The sequence below is a fragment of the Pseudarthrobacter sp. GQ63 genome, assembly GCF_059758765.1.
Genome location: NZ_JCAXEF010000003.1, coordinates 58,542 through 78,539 on the forward strand (window position 1 = coordinate 58,542; position 19,998 = coordinate 78,539).

Sequence of the window (19,998 nt, forward strand, 5' to 3'; positions counted from 1 at the left end):
TCCCTGCGGTAAACTGGACCACGCCCAACAGGGCGGATATTTCACCAAACAGAATCATTCAACGACAGGGGAGCGCCGCCGTCGGCATCACTGGCCATGCCAGGGACCGCAGGTGGGCGCTGAGAGTGCGGACAGCCGCAGACCCTCGAACCTGATCCGGTTAGTACCGGCGCAAGGGAGTCGAGTTCTCGAAGTGCGCGCAGCGGCAGCAGTGCCGGTAGCCGCGTCCACTTTCCCCTCCTGTTCCTCAGGAGGATCACATGGCAACAACAGCAGTCAAGAAGCCCGCCGGCAAGTCCTGGCGCGTCGTGGACATCGTGGTGGCGGCCCTTATTGCCGTTGCCGGCGGCGTCATTTTCTGGGCCTGGTCCCAGGGGGCGGCCGCAGTCTCGGGACCCATGAACGCCGTCTACCCGCCCCTGACCGGCCTCATCGCCGGCGGCTGGATGATCCCGGCCGTCCTGGGCATGCTCATCATCCGCAAGCCAGGCGCCGCGCTCTTCTGCGAGACGGTGGCCGCCACAGGTGAACTGTTCATGGGCTCCCAGTACGGGGCGTCCGTTCTGTTCTCAGGATTCGTCCAGGGCCTGGGTGCCGAGATCATCTTCGCCATCTTCGTGTACCGGAAGTTCAACCTGCCCGTGGCACTGCTTGCCGGCGCCGCCGCCGGCCTTTTCTGCGGCCTGAACGACTCCTTCGCGCCGTGGGGCTGGAACATCGCCTACGCCGCCGGCGACAAGCTGGCCTACATCATCTTCACCGCCATCTCCGGCGCCATCATCGCCGGAGCCCTGTCCTGGATGGCCACCCGCGGCCTGGCCAGGACAGGGGTCCTGAGCTCCTTTGCATCACGCAAGGCGGCAACGGAGCCCGTCTTCTCCTGATGGGCGCCCCTTCGCGGCACGAGGCATCCGTCGCGGTGCGTCCGGCTGCCGTCACAGCCCGCGGCTGGGGCTGGCGCCATGCGGGGCGCGCCAAGCCGGCCGTCCGTGGCCTCGACCTGGAGATCCGCCCGGGGGAGCGCGTGCTCCTCCTGGGGCCATCCGGCGCGGGCAAGTCCACGCTCCTGCATGCCCTGGCAGGGGTACTGGGGGACATAGACGACGGCGGCGACGCCAGCGAGTCCGACGAGACGGGTTCGCTGCTGGTTGACGGTGCCGTGCCCCGCGAGCAGCGCGGCCGGGCCGGACTGATGCAGCAGGACCCGGAGACGCAGGTTGTCCTCTCCCGCGTTGGCGACGACGTCGCCTTCGGCGCCGAGAACCTCGCCGTGCCCCGCGAAGCCATCTGGGCCCGCGTGCACGAGGCGCTGGACGACGTCGGACTTTCCCACCTGCCGCTGGACCACCCGACGTCGGCCCTGTCCGGCGGGCAAAAACAGCGCTTGGCGCTGGCAGGAATCCTCGCCATGCGGCCTGGCCTGATTCTGCTCGACGAGCCCACGGCGAACCTGGACCCTGCCGGTGTGCTGGAAGTCCGCGACGCCGTGGGCCGCTGCCTGGACAAAACCGGTGCCACGCTGGTTGTGGTGGAGCACCGGGTGTCCGTGTGGAAGGACCTGGTGGACCGAATCGTGGTGCTGCAGCCGGGCAGCGCCACTGATGATGCCGTGCTGCTTGACGGTCCTCCGGACCGGGTGCTCGCGGACGCGCGGACCATGCTGGCGGCGGCCGGTGTGTGGGTGCCCGGGTATGTTCCTGAGACGCGTGCAAGGTCGGGCAACCCGGCTGCCGGCTCCGGCGGCCTCCTGCTGGCGGCCGAACACCTTGCGGTTTCCCGGGAACGTCCGCGCCGCAGCGGCTTTCGGAAGGTGCCCCCAGCGCCCGTCCAGCACGATATTTCCGCGCAGGTCCGGGCAGGGCAGGCGCTGGCCATCACAGGCCCCAACGGCGCGGGCAAGTCAACGTTTGCGCTGACCCTTGCAGGACTCCTGGAGCCCGTGGCTGGAAAGGTGTCCGCCACCCTGGACCTCAGCCGTGGCGCCGGGATAGACCCTTATAAGTGGAAAGCCGAGCAGCTCATCGAGCGGATTGGCACCGTGTTCCAGGAGCCAGAGCACCAGTTCGTCACCGGGAAGGTGCTGGACGAACTCCTGTTCGGTCCGCGGCACCTGGGGCACGGTGAGGAACGCGTGGACGAGCTGCTGGAGCGGTTGCGGCTGACCCACCTCGTGGACGCGAACCCCTTTACGCTGTCCGGCGGCGAGAAGCGGCGCCTCTCCGTGGCCACGGTCCTGGCGGCACATCCCCGCGTGCTCGTGCTGGACGAGCCGACGTTCGGCCAGGACGCCAACACCTGGGCGGAGCTGGCCTCGTTCCTGTCCGAGCTCCTGGATGGCGGCACCGCCGTGGTGTCCGTGACGCACGACGCCGAGTTCACCGCCGCGCTGGGTGGAACCGAGCTGCGGATGGCTGCCGGGGAACCGGTGGCGCCATGAGGCAGGAACTGAACCTGCGGGACAACCAGGCCCTGCTGACCCGCGCCAATCCCCTGAGCAAGTTCGCCGCCGTCTTCCTCATCACGGCAGTGCTGGCGCTTTCGATCGACTGGGTTTCCGCGTCGGTGGCGCTGGCCTTCGAATTCCTGCTGTTCCCGCTCGCAGGCCTGACGCTGACGCTGCTGTGGCAACGCGGCTGGCCGCTGATCCTCGCAGCGGCCGTGGGGGGGTGGAGTACCTCAATCCTGGCTCCGGACAGCGGAAGGACGCTGATCGACGTCGGCATCTGGACCATGAGCGAAGGCTCGCTGGAACTGGGGATCGGCTTCATGCTGCGCGGGCTGGCCATCGCCCTTCCGGCGGTGCTGCTCATGAGCTGCACCGACCCCACGGACCTGGCCGATGCCCTGGCACAGAAGGCCCGCCTGCCGCACCGCTTTGTGCTGGGGACCCTTGCCGCCATGAGGCTGGTGGGCCTGATGGCGGAAGAGTGGCAGACCATCGGCATGGCGCGCAGGGCCCGGGGCGTGGGTTCGCGCGGCAACGCCGTGCAGCGGTTGAAAGCGACGCTGGGGCAGAGCTTCGGGCTCCTGGTGCAGGCAATCCGCCGGGCGTCACGGCTGGCAGTGACCATGGAAGCGCGCGGTTTCGGCGGCGGACGCCGGACGTGGGCGCGCGAATCCACCTTCAGCACGCTCGATGCCTGGGTGCTTGCCGGGGGCGTCGTGATGGCGGGAACAGCGGTGGTTGCAGCAGTGTCCCTGGGGACATGGAACATGGTGTGGCTGGGAAGCTGATACCTGGGCCGGCCTAGGGGCAGGCATAGTTGTAGTCGAAACCCTTGGACACGAACTGGGCCAGCACCACCCTGCCGCCGCCCGTCAGCGGCTCCTGTGAACAGGAGCTCGCCGCCCCGGAGGCGTTGAGGGACCCGGCCAGCCAGCTGGGAAGCGAATAAAGGTTGCTCGAGCTGCTGACTCTTCCGACAATCCGGTCCCACTGCTGGCCGGTAGAGTAGATCCCCACCTCGGCTCCGATGCTGTGGAAGAAATCAGTCATGCCTTCGAGGACGGTCCGGTTGGCATCCTTGTCGGTGCGGGACCAGCTGTTCTCCGTCTCAACGTCCAGCCACCAGAAGTACGAGGAGGGGTTGCTGATCCCGCGGAAGTACGCGTCGTCGTACGCCTTGGCGAAGCCGTACATATAAGCGCAGGCCTTGCCGTAGTCCCCGGCCCTGCAGGGGCCGTAAGGGTTGTGGACTTCCCTGCCGGGCGGGTACTCGTCGTTTTCCGGCCACCAGGAGCCCGCGGCGCCAGGATTGGCGGTGTTGACGTACAGGGAGACTGTGGGCTGGCCGGGATGGCCGGCGGAATCTTCCGCCCACCTGAGCTGCTCGGACAGGCAGGGATTCGTGGTGTTGGCCAGGCCATTGTTGACGCCCACAATGGCAAACGCCTGTTCCGAGGGAAATTCTCCGTTGCACTGCGGCCACGAGATGTCGTTACCCAGAAATGACTGCTGCCCCTCCCCGGGTGAGGGAACGGCGTAGGCGGGGGCGCCGGTGACCAGGAGCAGCGCGGCAAGAAGCAGGCCGAACATTCCCGGCGCGGCCCGTGGGTTTCCGGCGGGCAGTACCCGGTGTGACTGCGCCCTGCCCCGCTTTGTGGTGCTTGGCGGCGCCTCGCTGGCTGGTGTGCGGCGCATGCTGCCTCCGTTGCCGCTGGACGAAGAGGTCCTCATCCAGTGTCCCGCCGTTGGCACGAAGAGGTCAAGGTGCCTCGATTACCGGCTATATCGCATGGGATGGGTAACGAATCGTTATATCGGCCCGCCAGGGAGGTCGGCCACTGTCGAATAGCTCATCTGTGATATAAATTTGACTATGACGCAGGAAACCGCCGAACACGTTGCCGCCATGTTGAGGGACGCCCGCAGTGAGAAGGGCTGGACCCAGGGCCAGCTGGCTTCCGAGCTGGGTACGAGCCAAAGCGCCGTTGCCCGGATGGAGCAGGGCAAGCAAAACCTGAGCCTCAGAATGATCCAGCGCCTTGAAGCGATCTTTGGCAGGAGCATCGTGAACGTGGGCAAGCCGCAGATGACGCACCTGCGGGTTGAGGGCGGACACACCCTTTCGGGTTCTGTGGACGTCAACAGCAGCAAGAACGCCGGAGTGGCACTGCTCTGTGCCAGCCTGATCAACCGGGGGACTACTATCCTTCGCCGCCTGGCGCGCATCGAAGAGGTAAACCGGATTGTTGAGGTCCTGACCAGCATCGGCGTGCAGTGCATCTGGCTTAACGACACCGATCTGCAGCTTCGGCGTCCGGCTGTGCTGGACCTGGACGCCATGGACGTTGACGCCGCACGCCGCACGCGGAGCGTCATCATGCTTCTGGGACCCCTGCTGGACGAATCCGCACAATACCGGCTCCCCTATGCCGGCGGCTGCGACCTCGGGACCCGCACGGTTGAACCGCATATGCAGGCACTCCGCCAATTCGGACTCTCGGTGGAGGCCACCGCAGGTTTCTACAGCGTCCAGGCCCCGCCCGCGGACACCCGGGACCGCTCGTTCGTCCTCACCGAACGCGGCGATACTGTCACCGAGAACGCCATCATGGCAGCCGCCCACCGCAAGGGCACAACCGTGATCCGGAACGCCAGTCCCAACTACATGGTGCAGGATCTTTGCTTCTACCTGCAGATGCTGGGCGTGGAGATCGAGGGCGTAGGCACCACCACCCTGAAGATCACGGGGCGCCTGTCCATCGACGCCGACATCGAGTACTTCCCGTCGGAGGACCCCATCGAGGCGATGAGCCTGATCACCGCGGGCATTGTCACCAACTCCGAGGTGACCATCCGGCGCGTGCCCATCGAGTTTATGGAAATTGAGCTGGCAACGCTGGGCCAGATGGGCCAGCAGCTGGAGATCTCGGGCGAGTACATGGCCCGGAACGGCCGGACGCGCCTGGTGGACGTCACCACCAAGCCTTCGGAGCTGCATGCTCCGGAGGACAAGATCCATCCCATGCCGTTTCCGGGGCTCAATATAGACAACCTGCCCTTCTTCGCCGTCATTGCCGCGAATGCCCAGGGCCAGACCATGATCCACGACTGGGTCTACGAAAACCGGGCGATCTACCTGACGGAACTCAACCGGCTGGGCGCCCAGGTGCAACTGCTGGATCCGCACCGGATCTATGTCAACGGGCCCACGAAATGGCGTGCCGCGGAGGTGGGTTGCCCGCCTGCACTGCGCCCTGCGGCCTGCCTGCTGCTGGCGATGCTTGCCGCACGGGGAGTGTCAGAGCTGCGGAACATCTACGTCATTGAGCGCGGCTACGAGGACCTGGCGGAGCGGTTGAACGCCATCGGCGCGAAGGTGGAGTACTTCCAGGACTGACCATTCACGGTTCGTCATGAATGGCGGAGCCCCTCCAAAATCTTCCTGCCTGCCGCAGAATGACAGTATGCGTACATTCGGCGTCGAGGAAGAGCTCCTGATTGTTGACCCCACAACGGGGGAGCCGCTTGCGCTGGCCGATGCCCTGTTGTCCGGGCACAGGATGGCGGCCGATGATGCACCCGATGCCCGCTCGCTGGAAACCGAAGACAAGACCGTTTACGACGACGACGAGATGGGCTTGAGTGCCGAGCTTAAGCTTGAGCAGATCGAGACCCAGACGCGGCCCTGCCTGGAGTACAGCGTCCTCCTGGACCAGATCCGTGCTGGCCGGACGCTTGCTGACCGGGCTGCCCAAAAGAACGGGGCCAGGGTGGCGGCGCTGGCCACGTCGCCCTTGGCCTCCACCAGCCATACGACGCCGGACCCCCGGTATGCCCGGATGCTGGAACGCTTCGGCCTCACGGCGCAGGAGCAGCTCACGTGCGGCTTCCATGTGCACACCTATATCGAATCGCCGGAGGAAGGCGTGGCGGTCCTGGACCGGATCCGGGACAAGCTTGCCGTGCTTACCGCGTTGAGCGCGAACTCCCCGTTCTGGAACGGTGTGCCGACCGGCTTTGAGAGTTACCGGACCCAAGCCTGGAACCGCTGGCCCACCTCAGGACCCGCGGGGATCTACGGGACCTACCCCGCGTACCGGCGGGTGGTCACCCGGCTGCTGGACAGCGGAGTGATGCTGGACGAGGGGATGCTCTACTTCGACGCCAGGCTTTCGCGGAACCATCCTACTGTGGAAGTTCGGGTGGCCGATGTCTGCCTCCGTGCCGAGGATGCCGCGCTCATCGCACTCCTGGTGCGTGCACTGGTGGAGTCGGCCAGCCGGGAGTGGCGGGACGGGGTGGACCCTGCGCCGGTGCCCACTGTGCTGTTGCGCATGGCTGCATGGCAGGCGAGCAGCAGCGGGCTTAGTGGGGAGCTGTTGGATTTCGGCACCTTCCGGCCGGCCCGGGCCGCGGATGTGGTGCGTTCGCTGGTGGACTACCTGGCGCCGGTTTTGGACGAACAGGGGGAGCTCGCCATCGTGCGGCAGGGGGTGGAGGACATCATCGCCCGCGGCACCGGGGCAGCTGAGCAGCGCCGGGTCCGCGACAAGGCCATGGAAGGTTCCCCGCCCGAGGACCTCGGCCTGGGCGCCGTGGTTAACCACGCGGTGAATATCACCATGCGTGGTGCCATGGACCTCTCGGAAGTGGAAGCGGCCCCGGACCTGCTGCGCGTCCGGCAGTCATAGGCAGTCCTGGGTAGACGAGGATCCTGCGCGTACGGCAAGTCATACGCTTCGGGAACCTCGTCAATTTTGGTGTTCGGTGGCGCTGGGCAGACCGCGGTATCCGGCGATCCTGCTCTGTCCTAAAGAGGCGATGTTTGCTCTCTCCTAAAGGACAGAAAGGGACGCTTCCAGCAGTAGGTGCCACTCAGGGAACGGGTCCTTGGGGAGTTCATCCTCGGTGGGTCCGGGGTCTTCCGGCACGTCCACGTCTGGCGGATCGAAGTCATCGGGCAGGTCCAGGTCCTGGGGCATCCCAAAGTGCTCAACAAAGCCCTGGAGAGGCATGCCTCCGAGCACCAAAATCGGTTGTCCTTCCGGTTTCGTTGCCGCACTCCACGTTTCAGTAACCCAGCCTGGCCAGTGGGGTGGTTGCCAGTCTTGGTGTTCGCTTTTGTAGTGGCGGCCGGTGGGTGAGGTCCAGCCGGGTGGTTGGTTTTTGGTGGCTGGTGTTGGTTTCCAGCCGGTGGTGTGCCGGAGTTTGTGGTGTTTCGGGCAGGGTTGTCCGAGGTTGCTGATGCCGGTGGTTCCGCCGTGGTGCCAGGCGAGGAGGTGGTCTGCCTCGTTATCCAACGACGGGTTGTTGCAGCCGGGGAAGGGGCATTTGCCGTCCCGCATCCGCAGCCAGTTCCGCATGGCTTTGGTGACCCGGTAGCTGGTCCGGCCGATCTCCAGCGGGGCCCCGTCCCTCGGATCGACCAGGACGCGGTGGAACGCTTCCGCCCCGTTCGCGACCAGGTCCCTCGCCATGGAGGGCGGGATGGGTCCGTACCCGTCGAGCATTGCTGGCTCGTCGGTCTGGCCCATGAGGGTGAGGACCGGCACGGTGACGAGAACCTGCGCCCGGATCCGCGGCGACAGCCCGGCGGGATCCGTTCCGGCACCTGCACCGGCGCTGGTGTCTGCAGGAACGCTGGGACTGTCGGCTCTCCCGTGGGTGGAATCTGTGTGTCCGGTGCCGCTGGTGAGGATGGCTTCGGCGAAGGTATCGGCCCGGATCTGGGTGAGGGTGCGGGCCTCGTGGGGTCCTTGTGCGGCGCGGGCGAGGGCGTTGAGCCGGTTCCAGCCTGCTATGGCCTGGTGGGCGGGGAGGTAGGCCGAGAGCCAGGCCATCCCGTCCTGGTCAGGTGCGTATTCGACCCGCCGGTCCGCCACCCCCTTGGCGTGGCGTTTCTCCAGCGATTCGGGATGGTGGCGTTCCCGCCAGGTCCGGGACTTGGCCTTGAACCGGTACGCCGGCATCTCCCCGATCGTCGCCGCACCGTCAGGTCTCGGTGTATCCGGATCGAGGAAATACTCCTCCAAAGCGGCGGCCCCGGCCCGGTCAAGGCCCACGGTCTGGTTCACCATTTCTCGGGCATGGGCCCAGGAAATCGTCCCGGACCCCAACGCGGCAAGGGTCCGGGGCAGGGCCGTGGTCAGGGCGTGGGACTCGGCCAACAAGGCGCCGGCGGCGCGGTCACCGATGGCCAGTGCACAGCTGACCTCGGCCACCAGGCTCCGGTCCTGGGCCGTGGCCTCCTGCGGGGAGGACGGCGGACCGTTCAGCACACTCGTGGCGGCAGCCAACACCTGAACCGCCTGCGCCTTCACCGCCGCCAGCTTCGCCTCCGACCGGGCCACCCCGGCAAGGACATCCAAAGCCCCGTCAGCAACCCGCTGCAACGGATCATCATCAACCCCGCCAGCAAGACCGGAAGCAGGCGACCCGGGAACAGCAGTTCCAGAAACAGGCGAACCGGCAACAGCAGCGCCAGAACCGGACGGGCCGGAAACAGCCGCACCGCCGCCCGCGAGCACGGCCGTAAAAGCAGCCACAGAAGCGTCAACCGCTGCCTCCGCCTCCACCACCACCGGATTGCTTTCCATACAGACATCATCCTGCGGGGGTCTGACAAAAAGAGCCGTGCAGCAGGGGCTGTGGATAACTAGTGGACTGCTAAATATCCACATCCCTGGCGGCACCACCGCGGGCGTGCCATACTCGGCGCGTGACGTCGTCGTACTCCTTCACAGCCGAACTGTGGCTGTACCCGGGCGAGGCCGGCTGGCATTTCCTTACCCTGCCGCCGGACGTGGCGGACGATATCCAAGCACGAAACGCGGGGCACAACAAAGCATTCGGCTCAATCCGGGTGACAGCGGAAATTTCCGGTCACACCTGGCAGACTTCACTGTTCCCGGATGCCCACAAGGGGACGTACCTCCTGCCGGTCAAGAAGGCCGTCAGGGCCAAGTCCCGGATCAGTGAAGGCGACGCCGTGGAAGTCCGCCTCTCCGTTATCAGCGCCTGAAGCCCACAGAATTCCTGCCCACACAGCCCCTTCCCACAGAATGCCTGCCCACACAGCCTCTTCCCACATAGCGCGGCACCACCCGCCGGTACTCAGCGAACGCCCCACCGAAGGAAGCGGCGAGGCTGGCCTCCTCCCGCAAAACCTGGCGATGGACGGCAGCGGCCGCCACCGGAAGTGCGGCCAGGGTCCACGCGTTGTGCCGCACCAGCCCAGTGCCCAGATGCAGCAGCGTCCAGCCCACATACATAGGGTTGCGCGAGAATGAGTACGGGCCGGACGTCACCAGCTCAGCCGGTCGGGCGAGGAAAGTGCGGCGGGCTGCCCACCATGACCAGGCGACGAGGATGCCACCGGCGGCGAGCGATGCGCCGCCCGTTATCCGCAGAAGCCTCTGCCGGCGGCCGGTTACCCGCGAAAGCCGGATAGGAACCAGGCGCTGAAGGGCCGCGCCGGCGGCGATGCCCAGCAGGTTCTGCTCAGGCAGGGGGATGTTGGACAGCAGCAGCTGCCAGCCGGGAGCAGCGACCGTTCCAGGCATGCCCACCACCGTCCGGAGTGCTAGATCTGCTTGAGCGCCTGCTCCAGGTCGCCGATCAGGTCGTCCACGTCTTCCAGGCCGACGGAAAGCCGCACCACGCCGTCGCTCAGGCCGATCGCCGCCCTGCCCTCCGGCCCCATGGCGCGGTGCGTGGTGGTGGCCGGGTGGGTGATGAGGGACTTGGCGTCGCCCAGGTTGTTGGAGATGTCGATGATCCGCAGCCCGTCCAGCAGCGCGAACGCTGCTTCCTTCCCGGAACGGCCCCCGGATGGCGCAAGCTCGAGGGTGAGGACGGTGCCTCCGGCGCCCATCTGCTTCGCGGCCAGCTCGTATTGCGGGTGCGACTTCAGGAGCGGGTACTTCACCCAGCTGACGGCGGGCTGCTCCTCCAGCCATTCCGCGAGCCGCAGGGCGGTGGCCGAGGAATGGTTGACCCTGAGCGACATGGTCTCAAGGCCCTTGGTCAGGACCCAGGCATTGAACGCGGACAACGCCGGTCCGGTGTGGCGCATCAGCTGCTTCACCGGTCCGTCGATGAACTCCTTGGTGCCCAGGATGGCGCCGCCGAGCACCCTGCCCTGGCCGTCGATGTGCTTGGTGCCGGAGTACACAATGACGTCCGCGCCAAGCTGCCCGCAGCGTTGCAGCAGGGGAGTGGCAAAGACATTGTCGACGACGACGGTCGCCCCGGCCGCGTGCGCCAGTTCGCTGACCGCGGCGATGTCCACGATCTCCTGCATCGGGTTGGACGGCGATTCAAAGAAGACGGCGGTGGTGGGCTTGGACAGGGCCTCGCGCCACTGCTCCAGGTCAGGCCCGTCCACGAAGACGGTTTCCACGCCCCACCTCGGCAGGATCTCGTTGAGGATCACAAAGCAGGATCCGAACAGTGAGCGGGCGGCAACCACGCGGTCGCCGGCTGCCAGCAGGGCACCCAAGGCGGTGAACACGGCGGACATCCCGGACGCCGTCGCAAAGCACGCCTCGGTTCCTTCCAGCAGGCGGAGCCGCTCCTGGAACGTGGCCACGGAGGGGTTGCCGTAGCGGGAGTAGACAAAGCGCTCGTCCTCGCCCGTGAAGGCGCGCTCGGCGGCAGCCGCGGATTCGTAGACAAAGCCCGAGTTCAGGAAAATTGCTTCGCTGGTTTCCTGGAAGTTGGTGCGGTCCAGCCCGCCACGCACGGCCTGGGTGTCGGGGCTCCAGCCGGCGGCATCCTCGTTGAAGGTCACTTAGATCTTTCCCAGGTTGGTTGGCAGGCCGCGGTTCTTCCAGCCGTTGACGGTGCGTTCGCCGAAGCGGTCCGGGTCGCCTTCAAAGCCCTCCAGCACGTTGTAGGAGGTGAAGCCGGCCTGGGTGGCCGCTCTGGCTGCCGCGATGGACCGCTGGCCCGAGCGGCACAGGAACACCAGTTCGGTTGAACGGTCCTCGGGCGCCTGCTGGTTGAGGTCGTTGATGAAGTCAGGGTTGGGGATGCCGCCGGGGAAGGTCCACTGGATGAACAGCGGATCGTTCTCGGTTGCCTTGGTGTCGGGAATACCAATGTGGGCCCACTCGCCCTCGGTGCGTACATCCACCAGGATGGCGCCCTGTTCCAGCTTGTCCCAGGCCTCCTGCGGCGTCAGGTCCCCTGCGTAGCTCATGCGTGGCCCTCGCCGTCGAACTCAAGGTCGTCGCCCGTGGACTCAAGGCTGTCCACGGCGTCCGCCACTGCGGCATCCGCGGAAGCGATCGCCTCCGGAAGGACCACCGCCTGGGCCACGATGACGCTGCTGCCGTTGAAGGTCGCTGCCGGGCTGCCATGCAGCACATAGCCCTCTGCCAGGGCGGCTGAGATCCGCTCGCAGAATTCACGGTTGTCCGGGCCGCTGATGAGGCGGTAGGACAGCTTTTCTTCAGGGGCAGGTGCGTCAGACACGACGGATCTCCTTCTCTCACGCTTGCAGCTCGAATGGTCGATATGCCGAGTATTCACCTGAGGCACCCCGCCGTGGAAGGAGGGTTGCCGACCGGCCAGTCAGGGCTTGGCGCCGGTACTCATTACTCCCCAAAAACGTAACACTTGCCGCCCGGCGCCGCACCGCCGTCGTCGTCATGTTGCGTAACTGAAGGATGCAGGGCGGAGCCGCGGCGCAAAAGAGGCGTCCGTCACCGCTCTTTAACGTACGACGGCGACACCACCTTGGGTGCGCGGGCGCCAGGTGCCTGCCGCCCGGGTCAGGCCGATAAAGTTTCTGCAGGGGCCGCCGCCCCGATACTGGAGAAATCAGTCCCTGGGGGGTCTTCATCAGCACGCCATCCGCCGCCGCGCCCACACATCCCGCCCGGAGCCGCCAGCTGCGGCCCCTCCACAGGGTGGCTGCGCTCCTCGCCGCCGTGATGATGGCCGTCCTGGCGGTGGTGGTACCCGCCGGCTCAGCGCAGGCCGCCCGAAACTTCCCGGAGGAAGGCAAACCGCTGCTGGGCGCAGTCCTCGAATGGGGAGAGGACACCGCCGGCGGCTTCTCCGAAAGGCTCGGGGCATCCCCCGCAATCTTCGGACACGACATCGCCTTCCCGTTCCGTGCCTCGGAGGAGAACGATATCCGGGAGTTCCTGGAGCAGTCCGCCGGGCAGGGCGCCCATGCGATGCTGACGGTGAGGCCTGCTGTCCCGCTGGACCAGGTCACCGCTGGAGCTGCCGCAGCCTTTGCCGGGGAAGTGCGCCGGATGCAGGGGAATTTCAAGGGCCAGCTGCTCATCCGCTTTGCGCCGGACATGAATGCCAGCTGGGTGGAATGGGGCCAGCAGCCGGGCGACTACCGGCAGGCATTCCGGGCGGTGACGGCCGCGTTTCGGGATGCCGGCGCCAGTGGCAGCCATGCCATGGTATGGGAACCGTACCTGGGCAAGGACTACCCCTTTGACCGGAACCGGAATGCGCCCGGACCCGGCAGCGAAGGCTTTACCCCGTTGGATACCAATGGCGACGGCACCTGGAATGGCTCCGACAAAGCCTACGAACCCTACTACCCGGGAGACGACGCCGTGGACTGGGTGGGCCTGACGGCCTACCACGATGACACCGCAGGGGGCGCCGCCGTCAATACCGTGCCCCGAGCCGGTGAGCTGCAGGAGATGCTGACGGCTTCCGGCGGGGAGAACTTCTACGGGACATATGCCGCGGGGCGGGACAAGCCCTTCATGCTGCAGACGTCAGCCTTCTACAGCCCGTCCTCCGGAGGCGCCGCGGAAGCGGAGATCAAGAACGGCTGGTGGGACCAGGTCCTGGGCGTCGCCGCATCACCCGACTTCGCACTGACCGGGGCATTGCTCTGGGACGAACGCACCAGCACACGGGACACGGGGGTGGCCAGCATCGACTGGCGGCTCACCGGAAACGCCGGTATTGCGGACGCTGCCCACACCCGGCTTGAGGAGTCGACTGTGCAGACGGGGCCCGTTACCGATGTCAGCTCGGGTCCCGGGTTCGTCAGGTCCAACACGCTTTCGGGGGCTGCCGCCTGGACCGTTGGGGCCGCGCTCATCATCCTCCTGGCGGCGCTGTGGCAGCTCCCCGCCAGGTTGAGTGCGGTCACGGCGTGGGGCTACAGCGACCTGGCCAGCAGGGACTCACGCGTGGACCTGCTCCGTGGCCTGGCCATCGTGTTCGTGGTGGTGAACCACCTGGGCATGGTGTCGCTGTTCCAGCTCCTGACCCAGGAAGCGGTGGGCTTCGTTTCGGGTGCCGAGCTGTTCGTTCTGTTCTCCGGCCTGGTGGTGGGCATGGTGTACGGGCCCAGGGCGAAGGACGATTTTGGAACGGTGGTGGACCTCACCTCGCGCCGGGCAGGCAAACTCTACGTAACGGCACTGGTGGTGCTGGTGGGCGTTTTCCTCCTGTCTCTGCTGCCTTTCTTCCGGTCCGAGGCGCTTACAACTTTCGTGGACCAGGGCACCGGCGGGGCAGGGCACGAAGGAGCTGGACGCACTTACGATCTTTACGCGGGCATGGAAACACTGTTCCAGTTCCCTGTGCCGGCGCAGGTGCTTCCCGCCATCCTGCTGCTCCAGTTCGGGCCCTGGCAGTTCAACGTGATGGGCCTCTATGTGGTGCTGCTGCTAGCGAGCCCGCTAATCCTGGCCGCCCTGAACCGCGGCAAGGCTGTCTGGGTGCTGGCGGCATCGCTGGCCGTGTACGCGGTGGGATCGGTGACGCGCTTCAGGATCCTGCCGTCGCAGTTCGAGGATTCATTCCCCTTGCTGGTGTGGCAGGTGCTGTTCGTCATCGGCCTGGCGGCCGGGTTCCACCGGCGGAGCATCGTGGCCTGGCTTTCATCGCACACCGGGGTGGTGGTGGCCTGCACTGCCCTGGCCTTCGCGTTCGCCTTCGTATCCTGGGGCAACCCGTACCTCGCCAACGGGTTTGACGTCCGCCTGGAGATCATTCCGGACACCGCCTACCGGGCTATGTACGACCTCTTCTTCGGGCGCACCTACCTTGCCCCGGGCCGGCTGCTTAACGTCCTGGTCCTGGTGGTGGCGGCCTATGCCTTCCTCACCGCCTACTGGAAACCGGTACAGCGAGCCCTGGGCTGGTTCCTGGTCCCGTTGGGGCGCGCCACCCTCTACGTGTTCATCATGCATGTGGTCCTCATCGCCGTCATCGCCAACATCCCGGCCCTCCAGCAAGAGAACATCCTCATTAACACCCTGGCCTACGCCGTGGTGCTGGGGCTCCTCTGGCTCATGGTGCGGACGCGGTTCCTCTTCAAGATCATCCCCACCTGAGGACGCGCCCCGGCGGAGCCCATGCGCTCTTGCCTGGAGCCCGACGCGCGGGGCTCAGGGGTGCGGCAGGATCAGCTGGTGGAGCAGGTGGTCCTGCCACTGCCCTGCGATCTTCAGGTATTCCGGCGCAACCCCGATCTCCCGGAACCCCGCCCGCTGCAGGATCCGCCGCGATGCTGTGTTGTGGAGCAGGGTTGCCGCCTGGATACGGTGCAGCCCAAGCGACGTCCGGGCGTAGTTGGCTGCGTGGCGAACCGCGGCTGTGCCGATCCCCTGCCCGGTGAGTTCGTGATCCACCCAATAGCCCAGGTTGGCGCTGAGGAAGGGGCCGTGCACGATTCCCGTCAGCGTGACCGCCCCAACCACGCGCCCGGCTCGGTGGCCGGCGCACACTGTGCCTCCGCCGTCGTCCTCCTCTTCGACCAGGACCCAAGGGACTTCGGTGCCCAACGCGTGCTGGGCGAGCTTGGCGCGGATGATGTCCGCCTGGTGCCCGCTGGTGAAGAACCTGTCAGTGCGTTTCGGCTCCCAAGGAGCCAGGTGCTCTCGATTGCGCTGATAGGCCCCGGCAAGGGCGGCCGCATCCGAGTCCTCGAGCAACCGGATGAGGAGCCGTTCGCGCAGGTAGGCACTGCTGCCAGTCATGTACCAGGCACCTTTCAGGGGGGCGCTCCATGGGCGGGAGCAGGGTTTACGTGACCGAAACGCAAACGCCGCAACACCGATACCGTCACAGCATTTGACGAAACATTTCATCCCTACGCTCACCATGTAACACTCCGGTGAAAGGGAACAACATGACAGATGCTACTCGCAGGAACTTCCTCCGCTATGTGGGAATGGTGGGGGGAGCCGGGGTGATGTACCAGACGATGGCAGCCATGGGCCTTGCCCCTGATACAGCAGCTCCTGCGTTTGCCGCTCCCCGTGCCGACGACCTGCAGGGCAAGGGCAAGAGCGTGGTAATCCTGGGCGGGGGAATCGCAGGCCTGACGACGGCGTACGAACTGGGCAAAGCCGGCTACAAGGTCACGATCCTCGAGGCACGGATGCGTCCGGGCGGGCGGAACTGGACCGTGCGCGGCGGGACCGAAGAGACGGACATGCGCGGGATCACCCAGCGGGCCACGTTCTCGAAGGACCAGTACATGAACGCGGGGCCGGGCCGCATCCCGCAGCACCACATCACCCTGGACTACTGCAAGGAACTCGGGGTGGCCATCGAGCCCTTCACCAACCAGAACGCGGACGGCTACCTTTTCCGCGAAGGCAGCAGCAAGCTCTCCAACACGCCCGTCCGGCACCGCGCTGCCAAAGCTGACGTCTACGGCTACGTCTCCGAGCTGCTGGCCAAAGCCACTGACCAGGGTGCCCTGGACAGCTACATGAGCGCAGCGGACAAGGAGAACCTGATTTCCTTCCTGAAGAGCTTCGGCGCCATTGGCAATAAGGTGCCCGGAGATGCCGCGGCGAGCTTCAAGTACACCGGCACGGGCCGTAAGGGGTACTCCGTCGCCCCGGGGGCCGGCCTGGAAGTCGGCACGCCCCTGGCACCGGATGCCCTGTCCGATGTTTTCGCCAGCGGTGTGGGCAACTACTTCTCCTTCGAATTCGGCTGGGACCAGGCCATGATGATGTTCCAGCCCGTGGGCGGCATGGACCGCATCCCGTATGCGTTCGAGGCCGCCATCGGCAAAGACAAATTCGTGTACGGCGCCCAGGTCCTCTCCATGAACAACACCGCCGCCGGCGTTTCGGTGGAGTACACCAACCCGGGCGGCCAGGCCAAGATGATCGAAGCAGACTTTGCCGTCTGCACCCTTCCGCCGCATATCGCAGCCAAGGTCCCGGGCAACCTCCCCGCGGACGTCATCGATGCCCTGAAGTTCGCCAGCCCCAGCGACGCCGGCAAGATCGGCATCGAGTACTCCCGCCGCTGGTGGGAAGAGGACCACCGGATCTACGGCGGCATCACCAACACCAACATCGACCTCGGCAACATGTGGTACCCGTCCACCGGGTTCCATGGGCAGCGCGGCACCATGGTGGGCTACTACAACACAGGTGCCAGCGCGCGCGTCTACAAGGAACTCAGCCCGGAGAAGCGCCTGGGCCGCGCCCTCGACCAGGGTGCACGGATCCATGGTGACGTGTACCGGAAGGACGTTGCGGCGTCGTTCTCGGTGGACTGGGGCAGCACCGCCTTCTCCGAGGGCGCCTGGGTGGGCTGGCCCTCACAGACCGATGCCAGATACGCCAAGCTGCTGGAGCCGTCCGGCAACATCTACTTCGCCGGCGACCACCTCAGCCACGCCATCGCCTGGCAGCACGGTGCCATGACCTCCGCCCGCGCCGCCGTCACCTCCCTGCACACCCGGGCAGCGGCGATGGTGGCCGGATGAGCGCCGCAACCCCCGCCAGCCCCCGCACCTCGACAGAAAAGAAACCCATGCTCCGCCGCAGACTCGCCCTGATCGGTGCCGGTATCGCCGGCATAAGCCTCACCGCAACCGCCGCCTTCGCCGCGCCGGCAGTGTTCCAGGACCTCACCGCACCAAAACCCGGAACCACAGTGTCCAACCTCCCAGCCGGCCAGGACAACCCAATGATCGCCAGCGGAGTGACCATCGGTGCGAACACCGCCATCTACAAGAGCAGTGGACTGGGGCCGTCCGCCTTGGATACAGCCGCGCCCGCCGGAAGCGAGCAGCGCTACGTGGACCCGGGCGTCTTCCCGGGAGGCGTCCTTCCGCCCGGCGTCACCATCACCGAAGCGCAGGGCATCAACGCCCTCCGCCGGATCGGCGAGAACCTGGCCCAGGCCGGATTGGATTACGACGACGTCATCACCATGCGCGTTTTCCTCCAGAACCCTGCGGGTACGGAAAAGGCCGACTTTGACGGCTGGAACCGGGCGTACCGGCAGTACTTTGCGAACACCAGCCTCGCCGACGGTTCTGCAGTGAAGGTTCCGCTGGGCTCCGCGGCACCCGCAGAACCCTTTGTGGTGAACCCTGCAAGGCCTTCACGCTTCGCCCTGGAAATCGAGAACCTGCCGGTCAACGGCTGGCTGGTGGAAGTGGAGGTGGACGCGGCCTACCCGGCTTCCGGCGGCAGGTAGGAGTCCGCGGATGCAGGAACGGCGTGGACCCCGTGCCGAAAGCACGTGGTCCACGCCGTTACCCGTCTACTGTGGCTTGCTATACGAGTCCTGGGTAGCTTGCCAGGATGTAATCGGCGGCAGCGGGGCCCTTCATGCGCAGCCCGTTGTGGCCGGAAGCAATCCTGCGGTGGCTCATGGCGGCCCAGAACTCGGATTCCGGTCCGGGCTTCTGCTGGTTGATAAAGCACCAGCTGGTGTACAGGCCGTACAGGCGGTCGCGGTCCAGCGTGGATTCCGAGGCCTGGTCGAGATAGGTGGCTTCTTTGAGAAAGAGGTCGAACTGCGAATGTGCCAAGACGGCTTCCCTTCGCTAAGTGCGGTGGTACTGCCGTTCGGCTACAGCAGCTAACCTCAATGCCGTGCACAGGGCAATGGAGTGTGGATGAAGGTGTCACTGCCGCATCTACAATGTAGACTTTACCCGTAGACAACCAATCAGGCAAGCGTCTGGATTATCCATTCCCGCGGCCGCCGAACTGCCCATCCGGCGTCGGAAATTTCCTGCCGCCGGGGAGCCTTGGAGGCCACTATTCGAAGGAAGCGCGGCGCCTGTCCTGCGCCCGGGTGGCCCAGACGTCCGGGCGGTTCACCTTGAAGCGGCGGCCCGTCAGCGCGCGGGCTGAGAGCCGGATGTAGTTCGCCTTTTCGCCCGGCTGCCACGGCTCAAGACCCAGGCTGTCCACGGCATCTTTGTCCGCCTGGTCCTCGATGACCTGGGTGTCTCCGCGCAGCACCACGCTCCACGCCTCTTCGGTGTGGGGATCGTAGCCGTCGATTTCCAGGGCGGCGGGCCGTTCGGACAGGGCGCTCCACAGCTTGGTGACGCCGGCCGTCCTGAAGGCGATGCTCCTGCGGTGCACCACGTAGTTGATCGGGAAGATCTCCGGATGGCCATCAACCACCACGGCAAGGCGGCCGACGGTGTCACTGGCCAGGAGTTCCCAGCATTCGTCAAAGGTCAGGGTGCCATCCGGCTGCGTCTGCGAGTCCATGAACCACACCTTACGGCCACTGTCCCTGCGGAACCTAGAGTGCAACGGCCCGAATCACAGGCCGGCCTACTGGATGCCCGCGAACAGCTCGTTCAGTTCCGCCGTGAGCTCCTTCTGCACCGACGGCGTCCCGACCTGCTTGCCGTCGATGTGGTTGACCGGTGCCAGCAGGCGGACGCTGGAGATCAGCCACACAGCATCGGCGTCCAGCAAATCCTGGGGCTCCAGCGGGCCGTAGCCCAGTTCCCAGCCTGCTGCCTTGGCTGCGGTGAACAGCGCCCCCTGCGATGTTCCGGGCAGGATGCCGCTGTCCAGCTGCGGTGTGATCAGGCGCTTCACGGACGTGCCGTCGTCGGCCTTTTCCACGTGGGCCAGCAGCACGGTGGACGTGGGACCCTCCAGGACCCTGCCGTCCGAGGAGATGAAGATGACGTCGTCCGCGCCCTGTTTGTGCGCGTGGCGCAGGGCGGCCATGTTGACGGCGTAGGAGAGTGTTTTGGCGCCGAGCAGCAGCCAGGGTGCGCGCTCGGCGGCGTCGCTGTCATAGCCGCGGTCCAGGAGGATCACGTCGATCCCGGTTTCGCGCTGGCGCCGGGCGCCGACGCCTACGGGCGAGACCTGGACCCAGCAGTTGGGGGCAGTTGCGCCCTCGACGCCGCGGGTCACCACGAGTTTCACCACCAGTTCGTCCCGGTCCCCGGCCCCGGCCCCGGCCTCGGGAGGGTTCTGGACCCGGTGCTCGGACAGCGCGGTGGCAATGGCGCGGCGCCACTCGTCCTGGCCCGGAATAACGAGGTCAAGCGCGTCTGCGGAGCCGGCAAGGCGGTCCAGGTGGGCCTGGACCTTGCGGACGTTTCCGCCCACCGCCAGCATGGTCTCGAAGACGCCGTCGCCCCGGGTGGCGCCCTGGTCCGTCACCATCAGCTGCGGCTGCGAGGCGTCGGCCAGCCGGCCGCCAGGGAGGGTGGGGTCGAGGAAAACGAGAACCACGGGCGCAGGAGAGGTCATGGGTCCAGCTTAGTGCGGCACCCCACCGATAAGCTGGGCGGAGTGCCCCGGCTGGAAACC

19 protein-coding genes and 2 riboswitches are annotated in these 19,998 nt (G+C 66.2%); of the genes, 9 read left to right on the forward strand and 10 right to left on the reverse strand.

Annotated elements, in window-relative coordinates:
• The first annotated feature begins 56 nt into the window (after positions 1 to 56).
• A riboswitch (TPP riboswitch) is annotated at positions 57 to 196 on the forward strand.
• A gap of 64 nt (positions 197 to 260) precedes the next feature.
• The 3 genes from AC6CHP_RS07510 to AC6CHP_RS07520 are packed head-to-tail and all read left to right on the forward strand — an operon-like array spanning position 261 to position 3,234.
• Complete coding sequence (locus AC6CHP_RS07510; protein WP_427116168.1) at positions 261 to 884, forward strand: ECF transporter S component; 624 nt, start codon at positions 261 to 263, stop codon at positions 882 to 884.
• Positions 884 to 2,437, forward strand: a complete 1,554-nt coding sequence (locus AC6CHP_RS07515; RefSeq protein ID WP_498228921.1) for an ABC transporter ATP-binding protein — start codon at positions 884 to 886, stop codon at positions 2,435 to 2,437. Before AC6CHP_RS07510 ends, AC6CHP_RS07515 begins: the two co-directional genes overlap by 1 nt.
• Positions 2,434 to 3,234, forward strand: coding sequence for an energy-coupling factor transporter transmembrane component T family protein (locus tag AC6CHP_RS07520; protein ID WP_427116164.1), 801 nt, complete (start codon positions 2,434 to 2,436; stop codon positions 3,232 to 3,234). The genes AC6CHP_RS07515 and AC6CHP_RS07520 overlap by 4 nt, the downstream gene beginning before the upstream one ends.
• Positions 3,235 to 3,247: 13 nt before the next feature.
• Here AC6CHP_RS07520 and AC6CHP_RS07525 read toward each other — a convergent pair whose 3' ends face one another.
• Complete coding sequence (locus AC6CHP_RS07525) at positions 3,248 to 4,036, reverse strand: glycoside hydrolase family 25 domain-containing protein (protein ID WP_498229289.1); 789 nt, start codon at positions 4,034 to 4,036, stop codon at positions 3,248 to 3,250.
• Between the two features lie 283 nt (positions 4,037 to 4,319).
• Here AC6CHP_RS07525 and AC6CHP_RS07530 point away from each other — a divergent pair, with 283 nt between their 5' ends.
• Complete coding sequence (locus AC6CHP_RS07530; RefSeq protein ID WP_498228923.1) at positions 4,320 to 5,843, forward strand: UDP-N-acetylglucosamine 1-carboxyvinyltransferase; 1,524 nt, start codon at positions 4,320 to 4,322, stop codon at positions 5,841 to 5,843.
• A 67-nt stretch (positions 5,844 to 5,910) separates the two neighbouring features.
• On the forward strand, positions 5,911 to 7,137 hold the full coding sequence (locus AC6CHP_RS07535; RefSeq protein ID WP_498228925.1) for a glutamate--cysteine ligase 2: 1,227 nt from the start codon (positions 5,911 to 5,913) through the stop codon (positions 7,135 to 7,137).
• A gap of 144 nt (positions 7,138 to 7,281) precedes the next feature.
• Here AC6CHP_RS07535 and AC6CHP_RS07540 read toward each other — a convergent pair whose 3' ends face one another.
• On the reverse strand, positions 7,282 to 9,042 hold the full coding sequence (locus AC6CHP_RS07540; RefSeq protein WP_498228927.1) for an HNH endonuclease signature motif containing protein: 1,761 nt from the start codon (positions 9,040 to 9,042) through the stop codon (positions 7,282 to 7,284).
• Positions 9,043 to 9,164: 122 nt separating this feature from the next.
• Between AC6CHP_RS07540 and AC6CHP_RS07545 the strand changes: the two genes are divergently transcribed.
• Positions 9,165 to 9,467, forward strand: coding sequence for a DUF1905 domain-containing protein (locus AC6CHP_RS07545; RefSeq protein ID WP_377192963.1), 303 nt, complete (start codon positions 9,165 to 9,167; stop codon positions 9,465 to 9,467).
• Here AC6CHP_RS07545 and AC6CHP_RS07550 read toward each other — a convergent pair.
• The 4 genes from AC6CHP_RS07550 to AC6CHP_RS07565 are packed head-to-tail and all read right to left on the reverse strand — an operon-like array spanning position 9,457 to position 11,923.
• Entirely contained in the window at positions 9,457 to 10,008 is a 552-nt protein-coding gene (locus AC6CHP_RS07550) for a methyltransferase family protein (protein ID WP_498228929.1), read from the reverse strand. The two genes, AC6CHP_RS07545 and AC6CHP_RS07550, sit on opposite strands and share 11 nt — an antisense overlap.
• Before the next feature lie 20 nt (positions 10,009 to 10,028).
• Positions 10,029 to 11,237: an O-succinylhomoserine sulfhydrylase gene (locus AC6CHP_RS07555; RefSeq protein ID WP_377192959.1), complete on the reverse strand. Its 1,209-nt coding sequence runs from the start codon at positions 11,235 to 11,237 to the stop codon at positions 10,029 to 10,031.
• Entirely contained in the window at positions 11,238 to 11,648 is a 411-nt protein-coding gene (locus AC6CHP_RS07560) for a rhodanese-like domain-containing protein (protein ID WP_188731033.1), read from the reverse strand.
• A complete protein-coding gene (locus tag AC6CHP_RS07565; RefSeq protein ID WP_104188547.1) occupies positions 11,645 to 11,923 on the reverse strand; it encodes a DUF1737 domain-containing protein in 279 nt (92 codons plus the stop codon). Before AC6CHP_RS07565 ends, AC6CHP_RS07560 begins: the two co-directional genes overlap by 4 nt.
• A gap of 13 nt (positions 11,924 to 11,936) precedes the next feature.
• A riboswitch (SAM riboswitch) is annotated at positions 11,937 to 12,050 on the reverse strand.
• Between the two features lie 334 nt (positions 12,051 to 12,384).
• On the opposite strand from AC6CHP_RS07565, the gene opgC reads away from it, so the two are divergent.
• A complete protein-coding gene (gene opgC, locus AC6CHP_RS07570; protein ID WP_498229291.1) occupies positions 12,385 to 14,775 on the forward strand; it encodes an OpgC domain-containing protein in 2,391 nt (796 codons plus the stop codon).
• Positions 14,776 to 14,829: 54 nt separating this feature from the next.
• On the opposite strand, the gene AC6CHP_RS07575 is transcribed toward opgC, so the two are convergent.
• Entirely contained in the window at positions 14,830 to 15,420 is a 591-nt protein-coding gene (locus AC6CHP_RS07575; RefSeq protein WP_498228932.1) for a GNAT family N-acetyltransferase, read from the reverse strand.
• 152 nt (positions 15,421 to 15,572) lie between these two features.
• Between AC6CHP_RS07575 and AC6CHP_RS07580 the strand changes: the two genes are divergently transcribed.
• Entirely contained in the window at positions 15,573 to 17,177 is a 1,605-nt protein-coding gene (locus AC6CHP_RS07580; protein WP_400620570.1) for a flavin monoamine oxidase family protein, read from the forward strand.
• Positions 17,174 to 17,896 carry a Rid family hydrolase gene (locus AC6CHP_RS07585; RefSeq protein WP_498228934.1) on the forward strand — a complete coding sequence of 241 codons (723 nt, stop codon included), beginning with the start codon at positions 17,174 to 17,176 and terminating at the stop codon, positions 17,894 to 17,896. Before AC6CHP_RS07580 ends, AC6CHP_RS07585 begins: the two co-directional genes overlap by 4 nt.
• A gap of 79 nt (positions 17,897 to 17,975) precedes the next feature.
• Here AC6CHP_RS07585 and AC6CHP_RS07590 read toward each other — a convergent pair whose 3' ends face one another.
• The 3 genes from AC6CHP_RS07590 to AC6CHP_RS07600 form a co-directional block, all read right to left on the reverse strand.
• Positions 17,976 to 18,233, reverse strand: a complete 258-nt coding sequence (locus AC6CHP_RS07590; protein WP_104188556.1) for a hypothetical protein — start codon at positions 18,231 to 18,233, stop codon at positions 17,976 to 17,978.
• 232 nt (positions 18,234 to 18,465) lie between these two features.
• Complete coding sequence (locus tag AC6CHP_RS07595) at positions 18,466 to 18,930, reverse strand: pyridoxamine 5'-phosphate oxidase family protein (RefSeq protein ID WP_498228937.1); 465 nt, start codon at positions 18,928 to 18,930, stop codon at positions 18,466 to 18,468.
• Between the two features lie 66 nt (positions 18,931 to 18,996).
• Complete coding sequence (locus AC6CHP_RS07600) at positions 18,997 to 19,938, reverse strand: aminodeoxychorismate lyase (RefSeq protein ID WP_377192950.1); 942 nt, start codon at positions 19,936 to 19,938, stop codon at positions 18,997 to 18,999.
• Between the last annotated feature and the right edge of the window lie 60 nt (positions 19,939 to 19,998).

What these genes read in the sequence shown, in the direction of transcription:
- AC6CHP_RS07580 (WP_400620570.1), top strand. Translation starts at nt 15,573, where the DNA reads ATGACAGATGCTACTCGCAGGAACTTCCTCCGCTATGTGGGAATGGTG.
- AC6CHP_RS07530 (WP_498228923.1), top strand. Translation starts at nt 4,320, where the DNA reads ATGACGCAGGAAACCGCCGAACACGTTGCCGCCATGTTGAGGGACGCC.
- AC6CHP_RS07550 (WP_498228929.1), bottom strand. Translation starts at nt 10,008, where the DNA reads ATGCCTGGAACGGTCGCTGCTCCCGGCTGGCAGCTGCTGCTGTCCAAC.
- opgC (WP_498229291.1), top strand. Translation starts at nt 12,385, where the DNA reads ATGATGGCCGTCCTGGCGGTGGTGGTACCCGCCGGCTCAGCGCAGGCC.
- AC6CHP_RS07595 (WP_498228937.1), bottom strand. Translation starts at nt 18,930, where the DNA reads ATGGACTCGCAGACGCAGCCGGATGGCACCCTGACCTTTGACGAATGC.
- AC6CHP_RS07510 (WP_427116168.1), top strand. Translation starts at nt 261, where the DNA reads ATGGCAACAACAGCAGTCAAGAAGCCCGCCGGCAAGTCCTGGCGCGTC.
- AC6CHP_RS07600 (WP_377192950.1), bottom strand. Translation starts at nt 19,938, where the DNA reads ATGACCTCTCCTGCGCCCGTGGTTCTCGTTTTCCTCGACCCCACCCTC.
- AC6CHP_RS07535 (WP_498228925.1), top strand. Translation starts at nt 5,911, where the DNA reads ATGCGTACATTCGGCGTCGAGGAAGAGCTCCTGATTGTTGACCCCACA.
- AC6CHP_RS07575 (WP_498228932.1), bottom strand. Translation starts at nt 15,420, where the DNA reads ATGACTGGCAGCAGTGCCTACCTGCGCGAACGGCTCCTCATCCGGTTG.
- AC6CHP_RS07525 (WP_498229289.1), bottom strand. Translation starts at nt 4,036, where the DNA reads ATGTTCGGCCTGCTTCTTGCCGCGCTGCTCCTGGTCACCGGCGCCCCC.
- AC6CHP_RS07515 (WP_498228921.1), top strand. Translation starts at nt 884, where the DNA reads ATGGGCGCCCCTTCGCGGCACGAGGCATCCGTCGCGGTGCGTCCGGCT.
- AC6CHP_RS07540 (WP_498228927.1), bottom strand. Translation starts at nt 9,042, where the DNA reads ATGGAAAGCAATCCGGTGGTGGTGGAGGCGGAGGCAGCGGTTGACGCT.
- AC6CHP_RS07520 (WP_427116164.1), top strand. Translation starts at nt 2,434, where the DNA reads ATGAGGCAGGAACTGAACCTGCGGGACAACCAGGCCCTGCTGACCCGC.
- AC6CHP_RS07585 (WP_498228934.1), top strand. Translation starts at nt 17,174, where the DNA reads ATGAGCGCCGCAACCCCCGCCAGCCCCCGCACCTCGACAGAAAAGAAA.
- AC6CHP_RS07560 (WP_188731033.1), bottom strand. Translation starts at nt 11,648, where the DNA reads ATGAGCTACGCAGGGGACCTGACGCCGCAGGAGGCCTGGGACAAGCTG.